The 21,959-nt window shown below is 43.2% G+C and carries 21 protein-coding genes and 1 pseudogene; 9 read left to right on the top strand and 13 right to left on the bottom strand.

The features are described from left to right. Positions 1–10 precede the first annotated feature (10 nt). Positions 11–2,197: a malate synthase G gene (locus BAE46_RS12890; protein ID WP_070113103.1), complete on the bottom strand. Its 2,187-nt coding sequence runs from the start codon at positions 2,195–2,197 to the stop codon at positions 11–13. Between the two features lie 405 nt (positions 2,198–2,602). Between BAE46_RS12890 and uraD the strand changes: the two genes are divergently transcribed. The 4 genes and pseudogenes from uraD (at position 2,603) to BAE46_RS12875 (ending at position 5,138) form a co-directional block, all read left to right on the top strand. Continuing rightward, the gene (gene uraD / locus BAE46_RS12885) at positions 2,603–3,136 is read left to right on the top strand and encodes a 2-oxo-4-hydroxy-4-carboxy-5-ureidoimidazoline decarboxylase (protein WP_006002849.1); all 534 of its coding nucleotides are present in this window, start codon (positions 2,603–2,605) and stop codon (positions 3,134–3,136) included. A gap of 42 nt (positions 3,137–3,178) precedes the next feature. Then, positions 3,179–3,532: a hydroxyisourate hydrolase gene (gene uraH, locus BAE46_RS12880; RefSeq protein WP_006002851.1), complete on the top strand. Its 354-nt coding sequence runs from the start codon at positions 3,179–3,181 to the stop codon at positions 3,530–3,532. Beyond that, positions 3,529–3,642, top strand: a pseudogene (locus BAE46_RS14420) (hypothetical protein); the annotation flags it as partial. The gene uraH and the pseudogene BAE46_RS14420, both read left to right, overlap by 4 nt. Positions 3,643–3,986: 344 nt before the next feature. Next, positions 3,987–5,138, top strand: coding sequence for an MFS transporter (locus BAE46_RS12875; RefSeq protein ID WP_051987267.1), 1,152 nt, complete (start codon positions 3,987–3,989; stop codon positions 5,136–5,138). Positions 5,139–5,220: 82 nt separating this feature from the next. Here the strand turns inward: BAE46_RS12875 and BAE46_RS12870 are convergent, their stop codons facing one another. After that, positions 5,221–5,493, bottom strand: coding sequence for a LysR family transcriptional regulator (locus BAE46_RS12870; RefSeq protein ID WP_006002856.1), 273 nt, complete (start codon positions 5,491–5,493; stop codon positions 5,221–5,223). Positions 5,494–5,505: 12 nt separating this feature from the next. Between BAE46_RS12870 and BAE46_RS12865 the strand changes: the two genes are divergently transcribed. Beyond that, positions 5,506–5,703 (top strand): FAD-dependent oxidoreductase, encoded by a 198-nt coding sequence (locus BAE46_RS12865; protein ID WP_274378070.1) that lies wholly within the window; start codon positions 5,506–5,508, stop codon positions 5,701–5,703. A 66-nt stretch (positions 5,704–5,769) separates the two neighbouring features. On the opposite strand, the gene puuE is transcribed toward BAE46_RS12865, so the two are convergent. From puuE to BAE46_RS12830, 7 genes are all read right to left on the bottom strand, one after another. Beyond that, a complete protein-coding gene (puuE, locus tag BAE46_RS12860) occupies positions 5,770–6,729 on the bottom strand; it encodes an allantoinase PuuE (protein ID WP_006002858.1) in 960 nt (319 codons plus the stop codon). Next, a complete protein-coding gene (locus BAE46_RS12855) occupies positions 6,726–7,235 on the bottom strand; it encodes an ureidoglycolate lyase (protein WP_006002859.1) in 510 nt (169 codons plus the stop codon). The genes puuE and BAE46_RS12855 overlap by 4 nt, the downstream gene beginning before the upstream one ends. Positions 7,236–7,346: 111 nt before the next feature. Then, positions 7,347–8,561, bottom strand: coding sequence for a urate hydroxylase PuuD (locus tag BAE46_RS12850; RefSeq protein ID WP_070113101.1), 1,215 nt, complete (start codon positions 8,559–8,561; stop codon positions 7,347–7,349). Positions 8,562–8,846: 285 nt separating this feature from the next. Further along, positions 8,847–9,521, bottom strand: a complete 675-nt coding sequence (locus BAE46_RS12845; RefSeq protein ID WP_006002861.1) for a TetR family transcriptional regulator C-terminal domain-containing protein — start codon at positions 9,519–9,521, stop codon at positions 8,847–8,849. Positions 9,522–9,547: 26 nt separating this feature from the next. Beyond that, positions 9,548–10,252: a GntR family transcriptional regulator gene (locus BAE46_RS12840; RefSeq protein ID WP_006002862.1), complete on the bottom strand. Its 705-nt coding sequence runs from the start codon at positions 10,250–10,252 to the stop codon at positions 9,548–9,550. Between the two features lie 300 nt (positions 10,253–10,552). After that, on the bottom strand, positions 10,553–11,428 hold the full coding sequence (locus BAE46_RS12835; protein ID WP_070113099.1) for an endonuclease/exonuclease/phosphatase family protein: 876 nt from the start codon (positions 11,426–11,428) through the stop codon (positions 10,553–10,555). A gap of 263 nt (positions 11,429–11,691) precedes the next feature. Continuing rightward, the gene (locus BAE46_RS12830) at positions 11,692–13,824 is read right to left on the bottom strand and encodes a winged helix-turn-helix domain-containing protein (RefSeq protein ID WP_070113098.1); all 2,133 of its coding nucleotides are present in this window, start codon (positions 13,822–13,824) and stop codon (positions 11,692–11,694) included. Positions 13,825–14,097: 273 nt separating this feature from the next. Here BAE46_RS12830 and BAE46_RS12825 point away from each other — a divergent pair, with 273 nt between their 5' ends. Both BAE46_RS12825 and BAE46_RS12820 read left to right on the top strand, forming a co-directional pair. After that, the gene (locus tag BAE46_RS12825; RefSeq protein WP_006002872.1) at positions 14,098–14,589 is read left to right on the top strand and encodes a tetratricopeptide repeat protein; all 492 of its coding nucleotides are present in this window, start codon (positions 14,098–14,100) and stop codon (positions 14,587–14,589) included. 295 nt (positions 14,590–14,884) lie between these two features. Then, complete coding sequence (locus BAE46_RS12820; protein WP_006002874.1) at positions 14,885–16,009, top strand: cobalamin-independent methionine synthase II family protein; 1,125 nt, start codon at positions 14,885–14,887, stop codon at positions 16,007–16,009. Between the two features lie 33 nt (positions 16,010–16,042). On the opposite strand, the gene BAE46_RS12815 is transcribed toward BAE46_RS12820, so the two are convergent. The 4 genes from BAE46_RS12815 to BAE46_RS12800 all read right to left on the bottom strand — a co-directional run bounded on the left by BAE46_RS12815 (position 16,043) and on the right by BAE46_RS12800 (position 20,798). Next, on the bottom strand, positions 16,043–17,425 hold the full coding sequence (locus tag BAE46_RS12815; RefSeq protein WP_070113097.1) for a M24 family metallopeptidase: 1,383 nt from the start codon (positions 17,423–17,425) through the stop codon (positions 16,043–16,045). 33 nt (positions 17,426–17,458) lie between these two features. Beyond that, positions 17,459–17,668, bottom strand: a complete 210-nt coding sequence (locus BAE46_RS12810) for a hypothetical protein (RefSeq protein WP_006002879.1) — start codon at positions 17,666–17,668, stop codon at positions 17,459–17,461. Between the two features lie 129 nt (positions 17,669–17,797). Further along, positions 17,798–18,928 (bottom strand): PLP-dependent cysteine synthase family protein, encoded by a 1,131-nt coding sequence (locus tag BAE46_RS12805; protein WP_141567191.1) that lies wholly within the window; start codon positions 18,926–18,928, stop codon positions 17,798–17,800. A gap of 322 nt (positions 18,929–19,250) precedes the next feature. After that, complete coding sequence (locus BAE46_RS12800; protein ID WP_006002883.1) at positions 19,251–20,798, bottom strand: MFS transporter; 1,548 nt, start codon at positions 20,796–20,798, stop codon at positions 19,251–19,253. Positions 20,799–21,343: 545 nt separating this feature from the next. Between BAE46_RS12800 and BAE46_RS12795 the strand changes: the two genes are divergently transcribed. Further along, positions 21,344–21,595 carry an HP1242/YdcH family protein gene (locus tag BAE46_RS12795; RefSeq protein ID WP_040520012.1) on the top strand — a complete coding sequence of 84 codons (252 nt, stop codon included), beginning with the start codon at positions 21,344–21,346 and terminating at the stop codon, positions 21,593–21,595. Between the two features lie 38 nt (positions 21,596–21,633). After that, a partial coding sequence (locus BAE46_RS12790) for a hypothetical protein (protein WP_070113096.1) occupies positions 21,634–21,959 on the top strand: 326 nt, incomplete at its 3' end.

Raw genomic sequence — 21,959 nt, 5'->3', positions numbered from 1 at the left:
TTGAATGGTCCTAGTTAGCTACATTTTGATGCAGTTGGTTAAATTTTTGTCGGTACGCGTGAAGCAAAGGTTCAGTGTAGCCGTTAGGCTGAGTTTCGCCTTTGAAGACTAAATCAAGCGCCGCTTGAAACGCTAAACTTGCGTCAAAGTCTACAGACATAGGTCTGTAAAGTGGATCGTGTTCATTTTGCTTGTCGACCACGGCAGCCATCTTTTGTAGCGCATCTTTTACCTGAGGCTCAGTCAAAATGCCATGTTTCAGCCAGTTACAAATATGCTGGCTTGAAATACGTAAGGTTGCGCGATCTTCCATCAAACCAACATTATTAATGTCGGGAACTTTAGACGCGCCCATGCCCAAGTCGACCCAGCGCACTACATAGCCTAATAATCCCTGCGCGTTGTTGTTAAGCTCTTTTTCAATATCACTTGCACTCAAACTTTCTGGGTTTAGCAACAGCGGCACGGTAAGAATATCGTCTATATTTGCACGCACTCTATTTTTAAGTTTATTTTGTACATCAAACACATTCACCTGATGATAGTGAATTGCGTGTAAAGTAGCGCCCGTAGGGGATGGTACCCAAGCGGTATTGGCGCCTGATTGAGGGTGCGCAATTTTAGCTTTCATCATATCTTTCATCATGTCGGGCATAGCCCACATGCCCTTGCCTATTTGTGCCTTACCTGAAAAACCGCAGGCTAAGCCTATATCAACGTTGTAATCTTCATAGCCTTTAATCCAAGGCTGCGACTTCATATCGCCTTTGGCCACAACCGGTCCTAACAGCATACTGGTATGAATTTCATCGCCTGTTCTGTCTAAAAAGCCGGTGTTAATAAACGCCACTCTTGACTTAACTTGTTCAATGCACTGTTTTAAGTTGACCGTGGTGCGGCGCTCTTCGTCCATTACACCTATTTTTATGGTGCCTCGGGATAAGTCTAAGGCGTCCTCTACGGCATCAAACAAGGCGTTGGCTAAGGCAACTTCTTGTGGGCCATGCATTTTAGGCTTTACGATATATACGTTGCCATTTCGTGAATTGCGGTGAACATTTATTTTTTGAATGTCGTGAAGAGCAATACAGGTACTTATCATGGCGTCCATGATGCCCTCTGGCACTTCATTACCGTGGCTGTCGAGTATGGCTGGATTGGTCATTAAATGACCCACGTTTCTACAAAACAATAAACTGCGGCCGTGCACGCTGAGGGCTTCACCAGCAGGGTTGTAATATTCTTTGTCAGCATGTAAAACGCGCTGGCTCACTTTACCTGACTTTTCAATGGTTTCGCTTAAATCACCTTTCATTAGGCCAAGCCAGTTCCGATATACGTTTATTTTTTCTGCAGCATCTACCGCAACCACTGAGTCTTCAAAATCGACAATAGTGGTTAAAGCCGCTTCTAAGGTAATGTCTTTGACGCCTGCTGCATCAGTTTTGCCTATCGCTGAATTTGTGTCAATTTCAATGGCAACGCGCAGCCCATTATGGCTAAGTAATATTGAGCTTGGCGCGCTTGTGTCGCCCTGATAGCCAATAAATTGTGCGCGCTGCGCTAAATTGACTGTATCGCCGCCAGCTAGGGTAATGAGAAGCTGATGACCGGTAATTTCATACTTGTTAGCGTCGGTATGTGAACCTTTTTCTAGCGCAAAATGCGTGTTTAAAAAGTCACGTCCATAAGCAACTACTTTCGCTGCTCTGACAGGGTTGTGAGTAGCGCTTTTTTCTGCACCGCCCTCATCACTTATTACATCGGTGCCGTAAAGCGCATCGTATAAACTGCCCCAGCGGGCGTTGGCAGCATTTAATGCAAAGCGCGCATTGGCTGCGGGTACCACAAGCTGCGGACCTGCTGTGGTGCAGACTTCGCTGTCGACGTTAACGGTGCTAATTTGAAAGTCATCGCCTTGGGGTGCTAAATAGCCAATATCTTGAAGAAACGTTTTATAAGACTGCACCTCAAACTTGCCTTGGTTGGCAAGGTTGTATTCGTCAATCTTATGCTGTAATTCTATGCGTTTTTCCAACAGCGCTTTGTTTTGTGGTGCAAAATCGTGAATAATTATCGCTAAAGAAGCCCAAAATGTGTCGCCCGAGACTGACAAACCCGGCAGCACTTCTGTTTCTATAAACGTCACTAAATTAGCGTCAACACGAAGTGCGTTTTTTTGTAAGTATTGTGTCATTGTGCTTTTACTCGGTTATGGTTAATTCCTAAAATTATTCTACCTCTAAATGTAAATAAATTCACCTCAGCTGTCAACTTTGTCAGTAAATTGTAAACAATATTGTTGACAATTTTAGCGAAAGTAAAATATAGTAGCTCATTAATGCGGATTCAAAACTCGCTACTCTTATATATCTACTCATAATCATGGATAATAAGCGCGTAAAGCATAATTTGCTTGGTTTGAACAAGGCTTAATTGCTAGTGCTAAATAGGCTTTACACCGCACCACGATAAATAGTAAATCTATTTTAAAGCAGTGGCTGTGGAATATAAGAACATTTCGCTATTGTTGGTACAAGCAAGACCATCGGCGAGCGCAGATATGCATTTATATAAAACACGACCGTTTTGGTAATCACTCATGACAGACAAAATAGACATACACACTTTAAATAACGCTACGCAGGCAGAGTTCATTGAAACCCTCGCCGAGATTTATGAACATTCAAGCTGGATCCCAGAGAAAGTCTGGCATAGCCGCCCTTTTTTAAGCGTCGATAATTTGCATCAGGCAATGCTGAAAATAGTTGAAAATGCGTCTATCGAAGAAAAACTTACTTTGCTGCGCGCTCACCCACAGTTAGCGGGCAAAGAAGCAAAAAGCGGCTCACTAACCACCGCGTCAACCCAAGAGCAGTCTTCAGCTAATTTAAACGCCCTAAGCAAAAAAGAAATGGACGAAATCACTTCGCTCAATCAGCAGTATATTGACACGCATGGCTTTCCTTTTATCATTGCGGTTAAGAACCATGACAAAGCGGGTATTTTCAATGAGTTTAGAAAGCGTATAAACAAACCTTATAGCGAAGAGGTATATAGCGCTATATTGCAGGTTGGTTTAATCGCTACTTTTCGACTTGCCGGCATACTTAAAGGTTACGAGCCTAGCGCATAACACTTAACAAAACGACACTAACGACATAAATAAGGATTAATCATGGCCAAGCTATCAACCCATGTGCTGGACACCGCAAACGGCAAGCCTGCTGAAAACATCAAACTTGAATTCTATCGCGTAGAAGGTTCACAAAATGTGTTACTCAAAACACTGACCACTAACAACGACGGCAGAACTAATGAACTATTGCTAGACAACAGTAATATTGAAGTGGGTGAGTATATTATTGTATTTTATGTCGCTGAATACTTTACAAAGTTGGGGGTTGAGCAAACAAAACCCGCGTTTTTAAACCGTATTCCCATTCATTTTGGCATTTTCGACGCTAAAGCCAACTACCATGTTCCTTTGCTAGTATCGCCATGGAGCTATTCGACTTACCGCGGTAGCTAGTGGGCGTTATTACCAAGGGCACAGCGGTACTAGGCCTAGGCAACATTGGCGCACTAGCCTCAAAACCTGTGATGCAAAGTAAAGCAATGCTGCTTAAGCACGTTGCCGGCTTTGGCATGGGCAAAAACGCCTGCTGATGTCATCAAAGTTATTGAATACATTGTAAAATAGCAAGTAACTTAGCATATTCACATCCAACGATGTATAATATTATTATGTTACATTACAAACGCCTAATCGTTGTTACCACCCCATATTGGGAAGAACAACCTGCTCTTAAAAAAGCTATTTTTTTAGCTAATACACTTGATGTATCAACCAGCATGAAGTCCGTCGTGACATGGTATAAGAAGTGGTACAAGAATGTTATTAAGTACTACCGCCGAGTATATTATTGATAAACTGCACTGTGACACACACGTTGTTAAAGGCTAACGTTTATAGGGCCAGCATATTGCTGTTGGCTCTTATACTTATATCACTCAACTTGCGCCCTGCCCTCACTTCCGTAGCGCCTGTTATACAAAGCATTGTTGAAGATTTGTCCTTAAGCCAAGCAAATGCAGGCTTAATAACCACTATACCCGTATTATTAATGGGCTTACTGGCACCCTTAGCGCCTAGGTTAGCGGCTCGCTGGAGCCAAGAGAGCGTGCTGAAGGGCGCAATGGCCGTGCTAACAGTCGCATTGCTGCTGCGGCATTTTAGCCAGCACAGTTTCGCTCTTCTGCTTTTATCTGCCGTGTTAGCGGGCACTGCCATTGCCATTGCAGGGCCATTGATGTCTGGTTTTATTAAGCAGCATTTTGCGCGCCATATGGGTTTTGCAATCGCCATATATTCGGTCAGCATTACCATTGGTGCAGCATTGGCCGTAGCCCTTACATTGCCTATTATCAGTACGTTTGGCGGTGAATGGCACTATGGATTGTCGAGCTGGGGCTGGCTCGCTTTAGCAACCTTCTTGCTGTTAATCATTTTCTTACCAAAATCGACTAGCCCAAAACTAGACAAGAGCATTCTTAAAAAACTGCCGCTGCATTCTTTTAAGGCTTGGTTATTAACCGGCTTTTTCGCGGCGCAAGCCGGTGTTTTTTATGCACTTGCAACATGGATGGTGGCGCATTTTGAGCATGTCGGTTTTAGCATATCTCGAGCCAGTATTATGGCTAGCGTGTTCATGGGGTCAGGTATTTTGGGTGCGCTAATTATGCCTTTGATTGCGGCGCGCACAGCCAAGCGCAGTTTGCTTATAGCGGCAGTTACCTTCATTACGACATTATTGATATTGGCGATAACGTGGCTGCCTCAGTTCAACCCCTTGGTACTTGTGTCTATATTAGGCGTGACCACATCGGGCACTTTTGCACTCGCGCTAGCCTTACCTGTGCTTGAAACTGATACACCTCATGAGGCCTCTCAACTGTCGTCGATGATGTCGTCATTCGGCTATATTATTGGCGGCGTTACGCCTGCATTAGTCGGCATTGGCAAAGACATAACCGGCAGTTATGAATGGTCGTTTACCTTTCTAGCGGCGCTGAGCTTTTGCATGGTTGTTATTGCCTTGTTTTTACCCAATGTTTCTAAAAACCACGCAACGTGATATAGATTAAGACTAAGCACAAGGCGTAATTTGGGCACGTAACCATTGTTTAAAACACGCAATAGCTTTTGACTCACGGTAGCTAATCAAATAGTAACCTGCCTGAGCGGGAATAGGTGTAAAAGGCAAATGATGGCGTTAGTTTTACACGTATCTCAACTTCTGGGATTTTCTCTTGACGAAAGACCTCTATTGTCCTTTCAATATCACCCAAACCTTTTTCAACCGCTGCGTATATCTGCTGGCCAGCATAGGTAAGCGTAATCCCTTTAGAATGGCGCTCAAATAACCTCACCGCCAGCTGCTTTTCAAGTAAACTGATCTGCTGACTTACCGCGCCTGTCGTTACATGCAAATAGCTAGCTGCTTGAGTAAAGCTACTATTGCGATGGTGGTCAGCGATCTGTTTCCCCATGCAGGCGATTTATCAAAAGCCGAGTACTGGACTGGGCTTCGCCCAATGACGCCCGACGGAACGCCTATTATAGGCAAAACAAACATTCCGAACCTATATATTAAGGCCGGTCACGGTACCTTAGGCTGGACCATGGCGTGTGGCTCATGACGCTTAATTTCAGATAATTTGAAGAGATGAAAGCTAGTAGGCAGGCGATTAACTTGCCTAAAGCCGCTAGTCTGGTGTGTGATGCTTTATCCAATGCGATGCAATGTCTTGTCTACGGCAAACCCATACGTCGCTGAACTGCTCAATATAGTCTAAAAACTTGACCAAGCTAGCAAACCTACCAGGACGACCTATTATGCGGCAGTGCAGACCAATAGACAGCATTTTTGGTGCATCAGCGCCTTCATCGTAAAGGGTGTCAAAGGAATCTTTTAAATAGGTAAAGAACTGCTCACCTGAGTTGAAACCTTGCGGACTGGCAAAGCGCATATCGTTGGCGTCTAGCGTGTAAGGCACAATTAAGTGTGACTTGTAATTACCGTTAACAGCTTTACCTTCCACAAAATAAGGTAGATCGTCGGCGTAGCTGTCAGCGTCATATAAAAATGAGTCTTCTTCTATCACTAGCTTACGTGAGTTTTCGCTCATGCGGCCTAAATACCAGCCTTTTGGCTTCTCACCGGTCATGCTTTTGTGAATTTCTATGGCTTTTTGCAGATGTTCACGCTCAATATCAAGCGGGACTTTTTGATAGTCAATCCATCTATAGCCATGACTGGCTATTTCCCAGTCGGCTTTTAACATTGCTTCAACTGCTTCTGGATTTCGCTGCATAGCCATAGCCACACCAAACACGGTTACTGGCATTTTGCGCTGTGTAAACAGCTTATGCAGTCGCCAAAATCCTACCCTGGAGCCATATTCATAAAAAGATTCCATATTCATATGGCGCTGATTTTCAAACGGCAGCGCGCCTATAATTTCAGATAAAAATGTTTCTGAGGCTTTGTCACCGTGCAAAATACAGTTTTCAGCGCCCTCTTCATAATTAATGACAAACTGTACCGCTATTTTTGCTTTTTTCGGCCAGGTTACTTTTGGGCCGCGTTGGCCGTAGCCTTTCATGTCTCTTGGGTAGTTGTTCATTAGATCACTCATAGTAATGTTCATGTTGTTGAGGGTCATTGTAACCTTAACTCAATAGTTTCGTTTTCTAAGGTGACTTCATCGCAGTTATTTCCGGGGCCGCTTCTGTCAACAATCACAAAAAGTCGATCTTTTCGTTCCGATATTAATGGCATATGCCACACACCAGTATGAAAATTAAAGCCTTGGTGGCCATTGGTAACAAAGGCCTGCAGGGTATCGGAGTCTAAAGGTTTGTCTTTTGGCCCAACCACAAGTACCACGGGTTCATTGTCGGTAGGAATAAAAGCTTGACTGCCTTTGGGATGCTTTTCAAGCAAATTAAAGCAGTGGGGAAATGGTTTTGCCTCATTAATCTTGAAGTAGCTGACAATGGCGCGGCCACCGTTTTGGGTGTCAATTTGCACGTCGGCTAAATCGTGATAGCGCTGTACTCTGCCATCATTGATACTGAAGTTTTTAGCGCCCTCAAGCTCTATTACATCACCAAATTGCTTGAAGGCCTCACGGTTAAGGGGCTTTGCGACTAATTTAGTAATTTTCATGCACTGTCCTTTTTATTACAAAGATTTATAGCTAACGGTACACTAACAGCAAAGCTTGACCCATCGGCACGCGTTAAGCTTTACACTGCGTTTAGTCTTCATTCTATTTTATTATTCTGGTTGCTGTAATTCTTGATACCACTTTGCGATTAGCGAACGCTCTTCTTCAGTAATTTGGGTTAAATTACCAATTGGCATTGCTCTTAGCACAACCGTTTGCTGATGTATCTGCGTTGCTTGCGCTAAAATTTGCTCAGGTGTGTCGTACATATAACCTTTAGGCGCAGCGGCAAAGCCAGGATGAGTAGGCTGTGCAGCATGGCATGAATGACAGCGCTGTTCGATGACAGAGGCTACTTGGGAAAATTCTACTCTAGGCACTGCTGGGTCAATCGGCATGACCACCTGAGGCTTTGGTGCCATTACCCAAAAAACCGCGGCTAAAATAAGAAATGCAGGGATTAAGACCACTGTTAAAGGCTTGCCTTCGCTATGGCGAGATACAAAGAAGATACGAATTAAGGCGCCAGCCATTGAAATACCAACTAAAATTAACCAGTTATATTCATGACTATACGTCATAGCATAGTGGTTACTTATCATGGTAAATAACACAGGTAAGGTGAAATAGGTGTTGTGAACAGAACGCTGCTTACCCGCTAAGCCCGGCGCGGGGTCAACCTCTTTGCCTGCACGCAAATCTTCAACCATTTTCTTTTGGCCGGGAATAATGATGAAGTATACATTGGCTGCCATTATGGTGCCTAACATAGCACCGAAGGTGATAAAAGCGCCACGTCCGCTGAACATGTGCGTAAGCGCATAGGCCGCACCCGACACTAATATGAATATGACAATGCCCAGCACTAAATCGTTTTTAGCTAGGGCTGACTTACACAAAACGTCATAAATAATATAACCGCCAATTAAAAAGCTTACGCTTATGGCAATGGCGGCTGTTTGAGACATTTCCATTAAGCTGGAGTCAACCAGATAAATGTCAGCGCCGTACCAATACACGATGGCCATTAAGAAAAACCCACTGATCCATGTCGAATAGGCTTCCCATTTAGACCAATGCAGATTTTGTGCTAAAGGCTCATTTTTTGGCCCCAGCATATATTTTTGAGAGTGGTAAAACCCACCGCCGTGCACCGCCCATAACTCACCAAAGACACCGTTTTGTGAGTCTGCTGCTTTTTTTGAGGGCCGTAATGAGTTGTCTAACATTACAAAATAGAAGGACGCGCCGATCCATGCAATACCCGCGATGACATGCACACTTCGCACTAAAAAATTTAAAACGTCAAAGAAATACGCTTCCAATTGGCTGCTCCTTTTAAGCAAATATTTTGTTTCAACTTATTGATCAATATCAACAATAAGTGCTAAACCATACATATTTAGCAAATTTCTATGTGCATGACTTGTGCGTTTATGGATCACGATGACAACAGGATATGTAACAAAAATATTCTTGTCAACAAGATTGTTTACAATTAACTGACAATACAGACAGCTCCACTAAAGCTAAGGGAACAGCTAGTTTATTTAAAAGAACAAACATAGCTTTTACCATAAACATTAAAATTTAGAGGGGAAGTAGTGGGTTCAAACAAGCCCGTTTACTGGCATGCCACAACCTTTTAGAACGATATGCTTGATGGTTTTTTTCGCGTCATCAAAGTCTTTTTCATTTAGCGGGTGGCCTAAAGCCGCTTCTATTTCTACAGCAAAATTTGCATAGTGCTGGGTTGCGCCCCAAATAGTAAAGAGCAAGTGGTAAGGAGACACGTTATCAATTTTCCCTTGCGCTTGCCATGCTTCAATCACATGCGCTTTTGCACCTATCCATTTTTTAAAATCAGTTTGCAAGTACTCGCTTAAATAAGGCGCTCCGTACAATATTTCACTGGCAAAAATAATCGACGCCGTGGGATTGGTGCGTGAATACTCCAATTTCGCATCTATGTAGCTTGATATAGCCTGAGCGGGGTCGTCATCAGGCTGTATATCAGCAAATGCTTGGTTCCATAAATCGATAATATTAGTTAATACCGCGCCATAAAGCGCCAGCTTATTTTTGAAGTAATAGTGTATGTTGGTCCTTGGGATTTTAGCCAATGCCGCTATTCGGACAATCGAAGCGCCGTTATAGCCGTGCAGCTTAAACTCTTCTCCGGCCGCTTCCAAAATTTTATGTTTGTTGGCCACCCTAGACCGCTGCTGAATATTTGTTAGAGAATCATTGCTCAATTGTATACGAGGCCTGTTTATATCGGCCATAAAAACTCCTCAATAATAAACTATCGTTATAATCGCGGTTTGAACGCATCAAGCAGTTCGCCACTAACTTCTTTATCTTCTAGCTTGAGACGGGCTTCAATACCTTGTATATGGTCAAACATAAGCTGCGTTGCTTTATCGACCTGTCCTTTTTGCATTACTTCTATTAGGGCAAAATGCTCCTCATAAGAACACTTTGGTGCATCTGGCTTTTCATATTGAACGATAACTAATGAGGTTTGTGGGACTAAAGTAGTCACCATTCGTTCTAAGGTTGTATTTTTTGATATTTTAGCCAACATTAAATGAAAATCGCCGCCCGACAAAATGCCTTCTACTATATGCTCATGATCTATATTGTCTTGTTCTGTTTTTACTATTTTTTTAAGTAGCGCAAAATCACTTTTAGTAGCATGTTTAATAACGTCTTTTACAATAGCGACTTCTATCAATTGTCGAGCCGCGAAAATATCTTTTGCCTGCTTAACCGAAGGTTTAGCTATAAATGCGCCCTTATTAGGTTCAATTTCAATTATATGATCTTGGGATAAGCGCAGTAGGGCACTGCGAATAGTATTTCGGCCAACATTAAATATTTTAGATAAGTTATCTTCTGTGAGCCGCGTTCCTGGGCGCAGACGAAATGACAAGATAGCATCAAAAATTTCTTGATAAATTTCTTTATCACTGACTTTTTTCTTTTTATTACCAGCTTCTAGCAACGCCTTCATCCCACTCCTAAATACATATTAATCCTACATTGACCACTTTCTTGTGCTTAGTATATAGGGTTTTAACTTTATTTTGGATTGTTCTATCTTTTTTCTTATACGATAAGAAAATAAAAAATATCGTCTTATTTCTATTTTGCATGTCGATAAACACTACGATGCCTTTGTGTACCTTGGGTCAGCCTGCCACGTATAAATTTATCGCGAGTGTTTTTCCTTTGGCCAATCAAAATCTGCTCTGTGGGTGATAGGCGTATAATCGAAACACCCATGATGTGTCATATCGGTCACTATATTCTCCTAAAACGTAATGCTAAAGCTCACCAGCATCGGATTATGGTCTGACGCATCGGTTACAGGTGAACTTGCTTTCACTAATGTGAGGCCTCGGTAATAAACATGGTCTAGGGCTAAACCGTTAACAAATCGAGTGCGGTTGTCGGGTGAAAACTCAACTTTACGCAAGCCAAGTTTGCTTAGCTGCTCTTTTATTAACTCAACCCGCGCTGCGCTCCACGTATTTAAGTCACCTGCAAATATCACCGGACCTTCGTGTGTGGTAAGTTCTGCTGCTAATGCAGAAATTTGCCGGTTATATGCTAAGGTGCCGTAGGCAAAATTTACTGAATGTAAATTCACCACCGCCAGCACTTTGCCATCTGATAGTTTATAGCGTGCAAATATGCCCGATTTAGGCAATTGTAACCACGGCTCTGCCTCTATATATGCACAGGCCAACATAGGTGCACGCATCGATAAGTTAAGTACGCCCGAAGAAACGTCAAATAATTTAAACGCGTCAACATGACTAGCATACCAGTTTGCTTTGGATATATAATCTTTAAACTCATTTGTCATGTTGACTTCTTGCAGCAGCGCTAATTCAGTATTACTTGAATACTGCATTAATTTCCCTTGCCAATTCACGTTTGTTTGCTTATAAATATTCCAGACAAGTAAATCTAGCTTTCCATTTTTATCTAGCGGCTTAGCTTTTTCGTTACGGTAGCAATGCAGCGCATCACTTTGAATATCACCCTTTATAAGCGACAGTTGACCACTGATCGGCAAGCTAAGCACTTGCCAGTATGAAATAGTAATAAAAGTAAACAACACCACGAAAAATGCAATTAGCGCCACAACTCTACTGCGTAAAAACTGTATAAGCCATTTCATTTATTATTTAATTTCGCGCCTAAAGAGCCTAGCTAACGTTATATATGCGATGCTTTCTCATGAAAACTTTACTGTAAGATAGTACAAATCCACCTGTACATCAAACAATCTACCAGCGTGCTCTTGAACCGCGCACATTGGATGTATTACAAATAGCTTAAGGGCTTGCGCCACCTCGTTTTTTTGCATGAAGAATAAGCGGGCGCAAATCATTAGGTAAGGCATTTTGAAACTCGGCGCAAGGGCCTCATGGGAAACAAGCGCTATTTTATCTCTGCCCTTAGCAGGGGCGCAACTTTGCTCTCAAAGACTTCAATTTGAGTGTTTAATTCGGCAAGCTTTTGCTCATACTCAGCACTATTGAGCTGCTGCATTAACGCAGATGCCGCATAAGCGCTGAACTGGTTACGATGATTGACCCAAAAGCCTGATTTATCTGGCAGCTCAACCGGCGCCAAAAATTCGGTTAAAGATTGCTCAATCAATGCAGGTTGCAAAGATAACAAAGCCTTTTGTAGAGGCACTACACTAAAAAAACGTGTGGTTTTAAGTGTAAGTTGATCAACTAGCTGTCGCGTAATATCAGCATCTTCTTGCTGATTGATAAAACTCAAGTAGCTTTGCCAAAATCTGGCGTCTGGCGAATCCCCATAGAGTGAGGCAGTATAAGAAAACCAATCTTGCGCTTGGCTCGGCATGTTTGCCTCATCGTATAGCAAGGCCAAGAAAATACTGTTCACTGGCGAGCCTGTATCAATTGTTAAACAGATATTCATTGCGTCAATGGCGGCAGTAATCTGGGACTGTTGCCTGAGTATTTTAGCTTTGTACACGTAGGCCCATGTATAGTTGCTGTCAATATCAATTGCGCGCTCTACTAGCGCAAGCGCTTCAGGCATTTCATTGCGCCAAAAGTGCACTATCGCTTTGTTCACATTTATCCACGGCGATAAGGGATCTAGCTGCAGGGCCTTTTCTGCATAGCGAAGTGCTACGTCAAACTCATTCTTGGCCAAAGCCAGCTCCGAATACACATAGAGCCCTCGGGTATTTAAGGCATCGACACTTAACACGCGATTGATTAACTGCTGCGCGGTGTCAAAGCGCAGATCTTCAATTGCCAATATAGCGCCTGCTAATAGCGCATTAGTATCATTGGCGTCTAATTGAAGTGCACTATTAATAGCAGCATTAGCCTTTGCAAGAGCAGCTGTTTTTTCCATGTAAATGTCATGATAGTTATAACGGGCATATACGAATGCCAAACTACCAAAAGCAGAGGCAAAATTCGGCGCTAGCTCTGTGGCCCTCGCAAATGATGCCTCTGCGCGAGAAAACCATTCACTGGTGGTGCCATTCATCCACCAGTAATTTCCCTGTAAATATGCCTGATAAGCATTAATGTCAATGTTGTTGGCTGCGACTATAAAAGTCGCTGGTTCGCTTTGTCCAAACAGCTGTGTGTTTATATCGGCAATGACCTTAGTATTTAATATCAGCAGTTGCTGCATATCATCTTCATATATCTGTGACCAAATCGCGTTATTACTTTGCTTTTCAACTAAACGCACTAATACACGAATGCGCTCGTTTGCTTGGGTAACGCTGCCTTCTACCCAATATTCAATATTCACATCGTCCAGTAACGCGTCTAGTGCGCCGGGGTTGCGCGCCAGAGCAACAGACGAGTAGTGCGATAAAACACTAATTTTATCTGACTTAGCTAACGTAATTGACAGCTCTTCTGGCAGCATTTCAGCCAAATAATCATTGTTTGCATCGCCCGTAAGATTGCGCCACGGTAAAAAAGCGACGGTCGTAGGCGTGCTGCGATTGCCATTAGTGTGAGACCTCTCAATGAAAGATTCAGGACTTTGTAGGGCGTCCGGTAAAAAAAAGTAAATCAGCAGGGTCAGTATCACACTAAATACAGCAAATGCGACGGCTTTACCTTTGTTGATCGTTGGCGCGTTGACTAGCTTGGGCTTGTCACTTATGTCTGGATCCACCGTGAAGTCGTCTGTGCTTTGCATAGCGCCCCGGTTTATAAATTCTTGGCGCGTAAGCCGCGTCACATTAGCCGATAATCGGTAACCTTTTTTGGGCACTGTTTGAATGACTTTGCGCGTTTTACTGTCGTTGAAATGTTGCCGAAGCTGTGAAATAACGCGAGTCAGCGAGTCGTCAATGACCACGCGTCCGTGCCAGACTTTATCCATTAGCTCATTTCTACTGACGGTTTCGCCTGCAGACAAAGCCAATTGATAGAGCACCTGCATGGCTTTTGGCTCTAAATGCCGCGCTGTATCGGCATGAAATATTTTGTGGTCGCCCACGTCAATATAATAATCATCTAAACGAAAATAACCATTTTCAGGTAATGCCTGTTCAGTCAATTGCCTGGTTCCACTTGATTATCACCCTCGGTTTATAACAAAAATACGTCGATATCAGACTTTCATCGGTATTTCATCAGCTTTTTATCTGTTGTTCATCAGGAATTTATTTCACAGCGCAACCATACTAATGTTGTCAGCTCGGTGCAAGTAAGTCGCATTGATGAAAGCGAAGTAAACGTTGAGTAAATAAAATGTAAACACCAATCAGTACATTTTAACCATTGACAGTTAAGCGCCAAGTACTCGTTCAAATACATAAGGTAGAACATTATGAAAACAGCAATTAAAATACTTTCACCAGCCGTTTTAGCGATGCTTTTGGCAGCGCCCTTAAGCCAAGCAGCTGCTGCAAATAGTACCACCATAGCGTCAACACTCAGCGTGAAAACCAGTGTTGCAGAAGTGGTTGGCGTACGCGAAATTGAATCAGGAAAGTTTGAACAGGGAATTCGAAAAAGTAAAGCGGTTTTAGTCAAAACATCAACGTCTGGTATGCGTAAACCACTGTTAGATAACTTGTGCGTGGCACATTTAGCCATTGAAGACATTGTGCAGGCCGACAAATACTGTAATGATGCTGTTAATGTGGGTAGAGCTTCTGCAATTTCTTACAACAATCGCGCGGTAATGCACTATGTATCAGGTGATCTAGACGCTAGTCTTGAAGATTTAGATTCCGCCGGTGAATTTAGAAACTTTCAAAAAATGGTCGCGCGTAATCATAAAATAGTGAGCCAGCAGAGTATGCTCAGCAAAAATTGAACGCAACTGTTCAAGCGAGCACATCGCGTTTTAGGTGGTAACATTATTAATAGTAAAGTGAAAATGAAAAAGGCTTTCATTAAGCGTTAGCCTTTTTTACTTTTTTTCCCATTTCATTTGAGTCTTTTTAAGCACCCGCTAAGTGGTCCATATAATTTTCAAACTGGCCAAGCATTACTTGAATACCACTTGCCTATGATCTACCTGGTAGCATGCCTTTTCGATATTCTAGCTTTTTTGTTTGTCAAAATTAGACTATATTGTTGATCTAATATTTTCTAATTTATAAGTGTTAATGACAAAGCCTATTCTCAGCACCCATGTTGGTTCTCTACCTCGCTCACAATCCACCGTTGACCTTATTTTCGCGCGTGAAAACAATGAGTCCTATGATGTACAAGCATTTCAAGCCGAAATGACGTCTGGCGTGGCGAGCGTTGTGCAAAAACAGAAAGAAGCGGGCATTGATATTGTGTCTGATGGCGAAACCTCTAAAATTTCATATGCCACCTATGTAAAAGATCGCTACACGGGATTTTCAGGAGACAGCCCTAGAAATGCGCCCGCCGACCTTCAGTTATTCCCTGATTTTCTGAAAAAACTGGCTAGCTCTGGCGGTACGCCCACCTACTCACGTCCGTTTTGTACGGGCACGATTAAAAGCAAAGGAAATGAAGACCTACAGCGTGATTTAGATAATTTGCGCTTAGCGCTTAAGCAGCAAAAAATAAACAAAGCGTTTATGAACGCGGCTTCTCCAGGCGTCATTGCGCTATTTTTACCTAACCAATATTATCCTTCTCGTGAGAAGTACATTGAGGCACTTGCTGAGGTAATGAAAGCGGAATACAAAGCCATTATCGATGCAGGATTTGACCTGCAGCTAGACTGCCCCGATTTAGCTTTATCGCGGCATATGCTGTTTCAAGACTTAAGCGATGAAGCGTTTATTAAAATAGCCAACACGCATGTTGAAGCACTTAATTATGCTATTGCAGATTTGCCGCAAGAACGAGTGCGCATGCATATTTGCTGGGGCAACTATGAAGGACCGCACGTTTGCGATATCCCCATGCAAAAAATGTTTGATACCTTAATGTCGGTTAACGCAGGACAACTGCTGTTTGAAACTGCAAATCCGCGACACGGTCATGAATGGGAGGTGTTTGAGCAAAGAAAGCAGGACATACCCGATTCTAAAATTCTAATCCCGGGCGTGATTGACAGCACCAGTAACTTTGTAGAGCATCCGCGCTTAGTGGCACAGCGTATTCAAAAGTTCGTTGATATTGTGGGACGCGATCGTGTTATTGCCGGCTCCGACTGTGGTTTTGGCACCTTTGCTGGCTTTGGCGCCGTTGTGCCTGACATTGCCTATGCAAAGTTGCAAAGCTTGTCACAAGGGGCTAAATTGGTCTAAAGACTGGCGCTTAAAGCGCCAGTCTTTAGCTTTTTATGGGGCTGTTTTAGGCCCTATTAGGTGCCACTGTGTTTGCCGACCCGCTAAATAAATAACCCGATTGCCATCAAACATAGCGCCCTGCTCTAGCTTGATACGCACGCCCTGATTGTCCCATTCTTGCAGTTCATAGCGGATGTTTCCCTCTATCGCATAGGCGGTATTTGGGTATAGCGGCCAATCGCCGCGCACCGGTGTTTCGCCTTGGTTATCCCACATGCCTATTGTTGGTCCGGGTGCATGACCAAAAAAGCCAATAGGATGGGTATAGGTACTTGAGTCAATACCCGCACTTGTCGCTTTTCGCTGAGTGGCCGCCAGTATTTGGTTACCGCTTAAGCCAGTTTCAAACGAGCTGGTCACAAAATCTTGCCATTGATTGCCCACTGCCATTGCATCTTTTAGGCCTTGAGGCACATCAGACTCACCCGGTTTTAGCACATAAGCCATTTCTTGCGTGTCGGTGCATAGCTTCAAATAACAAATGCCTACGTCGGTATGTAAGACGTCACCAGGTTGAATAACACCGCTGGTGCCGCAAAATGGATTATCTTTAGCACATTCAAGGCCTTCACGCTGCAAATTTACATAGGGCATAAACCAAACTGGCAGGTCGAGTTCGTGAAAGCGCTGGCGCAAAAACCACGCCACATCGTCGGTGCTGGTTACGCCCGGCGTGATAACTTTTGATGAAAACCCTTGCGCAATCACCGAACGAGCCAATTGCACTACATGCGGATAAACCGCGCGCTCGCCTTCGCTGCGTGTTTCAATCCAGCGCACCACGAGTTCCTCTGCCGACACGACTCTGTCTTCAAAACCCTCGGGCATAACCTCTAATAAGCGCTGATACAAGCCTTGGGTAAGGCCGTCTGCAACTGGCCAATGACGTGAAGTGTTAATGCCAATTCGTTTGGGATTTAATTCAGCAATTAAGTCACCTAATGCACGCCATTGCTCATCTAAATCGCCGCCCGTCCAGACCGATTCATAAGGTTCGCCAAAGGGATAAGTATTGACCGACAGGGCGTCAACCGTGCCGTCTTCTTGTAAGTGAAACGCTAGCATAGTGGTTCGCCTAGCAGCAAACACGGGCTGCGGCACTAGTGAGAAAAACACCGGATCTTCGGCGTATTCGCGTGCTAGCACCAGCCATAAATCAATATTTTTTTGCGCCATTAGCTCAGGTAACAATGTCAAAATGCGATCATTTAACATGCGATTCTCTGGTTCAATTCTGGCTCGCTGGTCTAATATAGACGCCGCAGGCGAAGCCTTAAGTTGAACATTGGCGTACGCCGAACCAAACAATATACTGGTACTCAGCAAAGGTATAACAACGGCCGCCATTACAACGGTGCAAAGACTATTTTTCATTACATTACCTCATCAATTATTAAAAAACGCTACTTACACTGTTTGAAATCTCTTTATTTTGGCGCGTATATCTTCCCTAATAATCATCAGCGCGGGGATCAAAAACTGCGCCTGCGTGCTGGTTTCAAACAGCATAGGCATTATACCAAGTGAGGTGGTGGCCGTGGTCAGGAAAATACCGCGCAATCTAAGCAGAGCAGCACTATTAGCGGCTTTTTTCTTACTGCTGCCGTCATATATCATTCTCGCTTTTGTGCGAAATTAGGCCTATTAAGGCGCTCAATGCAGAGTGTAAACGCGATGTTAAAAATTAAAAACTCAGCGATTATTTGCTCAACTCTTCACGCCTCATAGCCGAATGATTACTCTAAATCACTGAAGGTTCTGCAGCAGTGTAATATACGGCGCTATGTTGAGATTTTTTTCTTCACGCCATTTTGCGTTATGCACGCTTTGTAAATATCGTGTGCCCTCATCGCATATGAGCGTCACAATACTACCGCTCTGTTTTTCCTGCTTCATTTCATGGGCAAGCACAATTGCGGCGTATACGTTCAACCCTGTTGAACCACCAAACTTCTTATTTAGTAAGCTCTCTAACCAAATAGCGGTAGCGACACTTGCAGAGTCATCTATTTTGAGCATTTTATCTACAATATGTGGGTTAAAAGAGGGTTCGTGGCGAGGCCTGCCAACACCTTCAATGTTGGTTGATGTGCATTTGAAAACACCTGTTTCGTAAGTGTTTAATGTCGGAGTATCAATACTTGATGTAAATACATCAAAGAAAACCGAACCCTCAGGATCCGCAACACACAGTTTTGTGTCACCAATTTTAGAAGACATATATCGAATATAGCGCCCAATTGTGGCTGAGGTGCCGCCAGTGCCTGCGCCTACTACCACCCATGTTGGCACGTGATGCTCTTCATCTAACATTTGATCAAATAGGCTCTCGGCAATGTTGTTATTACCACGCCAATCGGTAACTCGCTCGGCATACGTGAATTGGTCCATATAATGGCCACTTGTTTGCGTGGCAATGCGCTGAGCTTCATTATAAATATTGGCTGATTCAGTAAAGGTGATTGAACCCCCGTAGTGCTTAATGCTGGCCAGTTTTTCGGGTGATGTACCTGTTGGTACTACAGAGATAAACGGTAAACCTAGTAATTGTGCAAAATAAGCTTCGGATATGGCGGTGGAGCCTGATGATGCTTCTACAATGGTAGAGCCTTCGAAGATATGACCATTGCACAAAGCATATAAAAAAAGAGAACGGGCGAGTCTGTGCTTGAGGCTGCCGGTTAAGTGAGTTGACTCATCTTTTAAGTAAAAATCGACATCCTCAAATGCACTAAGATTAAATTTTAAGAGATGGGTATCTGCACTTCTTCGATAATCGGCGGCAATTTTTTGCACGGCGCTACAAATCCATTTGCGCTGCTGTTTATTTCGTATACAACTCTTGTTAGCTATTACGCCTTGCAATATTGCATTCATATCCTGAATCATGTTTACGTACCGTGCATATATTATCAATTAGTAGAATAAACGCTATATTCATTGTATGCAACTTAGTCACTCGCTCTTTTAGTCGGTCATAACTATCAAATAGATATTTATTGTATAGCGCATGCGCACGTATTACCGTAACTACCGACGGCTGTGTCCAAGCAGAATTAAGAGAAGATTGCCTATGTTGATGCGTATTGTTGCTTTTATCGTGTCAACAGCCGGCATTGTTAGCTATGCGAACAGCCCCAATGGTAAAGCGCTTTTGTTTTCTGTATCAGGTGATATCTACAACTATAATTTTGCGGGATTACTTCTCACGCTTTTTCTTTGCCACCGTTAACCAATCAAAGTTAATACCCGAAATAGCGTTAAACCTCGCCACTCTTAGCACCAAGGACAGTGCTTTGGGTCTCTGGCGAATACCGGTATCATGCAATTTAGGAATAAAGTAGAAAAATACCAGCAAACGCCCAATGCTAGAGCAGATAAACACGATAAATAATGCGCTACTAAGCCAAGTCGATAGGCCGCTCCATTCGTTAAACAAATTGGCGTAAGAGGCAATTACCCCGCCCACCAGCGAGCCAATAAACACCAGCACGGCAGCAAGCGCAGCTTGGGTGGCCGCGTAGGTGGCGAAGTTGCTTTGGTGAGGACGAATATCATATAAATAATTAGCGCTACTTAGGGTAAAACCGCTCCACCATAATCCTGAAAATGCTTGAATGAATACAATGTAAATAAAACTGTCACCGAACAACCAGAGCACAGGGATTACGCTGATTGCCCCGGTGCAAATCATAATGACAAGACGGTTACCGAATTTATCGCTAAATTTCCCCCAATATTTCAAGCTGATAAACTGCGTCACAATTGATGAGATCCCCGCAAGTACAAATTCTAAATAGGTAAACGCCAAGTGCTCTAACATATACACAGCAAAAAATGGCGCAGAAATAGCCACCATTGCACTCAAACCAGCCACCAAGAAACTGTATTGTTTAAACACCGGATCTTGCAAAGATTCTTTAAAAGCGACCAAGGTTTGAGTAAACGCAATTTTACCAGCGCTTGCTTGATCATCTACCATTTTGGAGAATAACCAAGCTGAATTAAGTCGTCCTATGGCGGCAACTAAAAACAATGATGCAAATCCGAGCCACACTAATGCTACTTTATCCGCTGCAGTTAATAATGCACCGCCAGCTAAAAATACGCATAGCGATGCAAACATGACAATACGAGTACGTGCGGCAAAAAAAGAACCACGCCTGCTCGCAGGCACAATACTGCCCATCCACGCCCGCCATTGTGGCTGTATAAGATTGAGTAAGCCGTGATGCAAAAGGACTAACAAAATAAAAAACCATATACCGTATGTTGGTCTAAGGAGTGCTAAAACTGCCATTATTATTAATACGATTGACTGTAAAACAGCACCGCAAACGATGATTTTTTTGCGACAAAAATAATTGCTTAACCAAATCGAAAAAATTTGCATAATCGCACCAAACAATTGAGGTAATCCCGTTAAAATGCCCAATTGTGTCATGCTGGCGTGGAGGTAAATGGCAAACGCATTGAAGAAGTTATCACTGGTTGCTGTCATAGCGGAGGAAGCTAAGGCCTCTTTTTGAGAGTATTTAAGCGTTTGCCTAAGCGTTGAATTGTCTGCTCTTCGTTTTTCAACTCGCGCGTTTGCGGCAGTCTCAGTCCCCTTGTTTCGCTTTGAGTTCTCAAGATCATTTTTTTGCGTCACGTTTGCAGTACTAGCCTTTATATCGCCGAGGGTTTCCTGCGAACTTCTATTTTTATTATAAGCACTATTAAGCTTGCTTAGACGGCGTTTCGGCATAATCGAATATCGTAAATTATCTGCGTTAAAAAGAGTGGAGAAAGAAGCTGTTGCTTTACGTGTATACTAACTTGAGTTAAGCAAAATACCCATATTTATATTAGTCGCTTCTACAAGTAGCCAAGTACGATTTTCGTACACCTTTAAGCGCATGGCTTTAGAGCGTCTAAAAGCGCTTTTGACCAATATATTATTTGACGAAATACAAAAAAGCTTTCTTATTAATTTGGCCAAACATAGCGACAATCCGGATATTGCAAAACTGTTAGAGGAAATCCCAGCCACCCCTTAACTATCCTTCAAACCAAAGAAAGAGGCCAGCAAGCTAATGGTCCTTTCTGCTATTTTTACTCTACAGACGCTGCTTTGGGTGCCGGCACGGTTGTCATCAACTGGTCGATATCGCCGCCGAAGCATATGGTAAAGGTAGACGCCTCCTTGCGACCCAAGCCTTATAGCATTGCAATAAAGCTGATCCAGATCAACATGACTATATCCAGATTCGTTAACATAAGGGCTCATGCGAATAAACAAGGATTATGAAAATGTCATTAGAAAAACATACACTCGTAAAGGACCTCCCCGAACACCACCATACAATTCGTCATCTTAAAATGAACGATGCCCACTTTGCTAAATTATTTGACAGCTACCACGAATTGGAAAACGAAGTGCATAAGATAGAACAAGATAACGCACGCGTAGCAGATGACTATCTAGAGTCGCTAAAAAAACGCCGCGTTCACCTCAAAGACGAACTTGTTGAGATGATTCATAAAACAGAGAAAGCGCTTTAATTGTGAACGTTTAACGTACTTACGCTGGAGCGCAAAAGATGATAAAAGTAAACGTGACTTTACCAAAAATTGCGGCGATTACCCTTATAAGCGCCTTATTCATAGCCGGATGCACTAGCCAATTTGCTTCAACCGTACGCAAAGTGACCTACCCGCCTGATTTCAAATATACTGAGCAGGATTATTTGCGCTCAAATATGCATCAATTGCCCGTGCAGATGGCAATACTGGATAAGGCACTTTTTGAACCGCTCGATCAGACCCTTGGTCAGGTCCAAAACCAGCCTGAACTGCAGCGCGAGCAAGTGCTCACCGCCCTGACTAATATGGGCACTATAGCCGCACGCTTACAGCTGGGGGGGGG

The organism is Glaciecola punicea (assembly GCF_001756615.1).
Lineage (GTDB): Bacteria > Pseudomonadota > Gammaproteobacteria > Enterobacterales > Alteromonadaceae > Glaciecola > Glaciecola punicea.
The sequence above is the reverse complement of the archived record's forward strand: the minus strand, read 5'-3'. Positions and strand labels throughout refer to the sequence as shown.

Coding starts and splice junctions, on each gene's coding strand:
- BAE46_RS12805 (WP_141567191.1), bottom strand. CDS start 18,928: ATGAATGCAATATTGCAAGGCGTAATAGCTAACAAGAGTTGTATACGA.
- puuE (WP_006002858.1), bottom strand. CDS start 6,729: ATGACCCTCAACAACATGAACATTACTATGAGTGATCTAATGAACAAC.
- BAE46_RS12800 (WP_006002883.1), bottom strand. CDS start 20,798: ATGCCGAAACGCCGTCTAAGCAAGCTTAATAGTGCTTATAATAAAAAT.
- BAE46_RS12810 (WP_006002879.1), bottom strand. CDS start 17,668: ATGATATATGACGGCAGCAGTAAGAAAAAAGCCGCTAATAGTGCTGCT.
- BAE46_RS12815 (WP_070113097.1), bottom strand. CDS start 17,425: ATGAAAAATAGTCTTTGCACCGTTGTAATGGCGGCCGTTGTTATACCT.
- BAE46_RS12795 (WP_040520012.1), top strand. CDS start 21,344: ATGTCATTAGAAAAACATACACTCGTAAAGGACCTCCCCGAACACCAC.
- BAE46_RS12890 (WP_070113103.1), bottom strand. CDS start 2,197: ATGACACAATACTTACAAAAAAACGCACTTCGTGTTGACGCTAATTTA.
- BAE46_RS12835 (WP_070113099.1), bottom strand. CDS start 11,428: ATGAAATGGCTTATACAGTTTTTACGCAGTAGAGTTGTGGCGCTAATT.
- BAE46_RS12825 (WP_006002872.1), top strand. CDS start 14,098: ATGAAAACAGCAATTAAAATACTTTCACCAGCCGTTTTAGCGATGCTT.
- BAE46_RS12845 (WP_006002861.1), bottom strand. CDS start 9,521: ATGGCCGATATAAACAGGCCTCGTATACAATTGAGCAATGATTCTCTA.
- BAE46_RS12855 (WP_006002859.1), bottom strand. CDS start 7,235: ATGAAAATTACTAAATTAGTCGCAAAGCCCCTTAACCGTGAGGCCTTC.
- uraH (WP_006002851.1), top strand. CDS start 3,179: ATGGCCAAGCTATCAACCCATGTGCTGGACACCGCAAACGGCAAGCCT.
- uraD (WP_006002849.1), top strand. CDS start 2,603: ATGACAGACAAAATAGACATACACACTTTAAATAACGCTACGCAGGCA.
- BAE46_RS12820 (WP_006002874.1), top strand. CDS start 14,885: ATGACAAAGCCTATTCTCAGCACCCATGTTGGTTCTCTACCTCGCTCA.
- BAE46_RS12840 (WP_006002862.1), bottom strand. CDS start 10,252: ATGAAGGCGTTGCTAGAAGCTGGTAATAAAAAGAAAAAAGTCAGTGAT.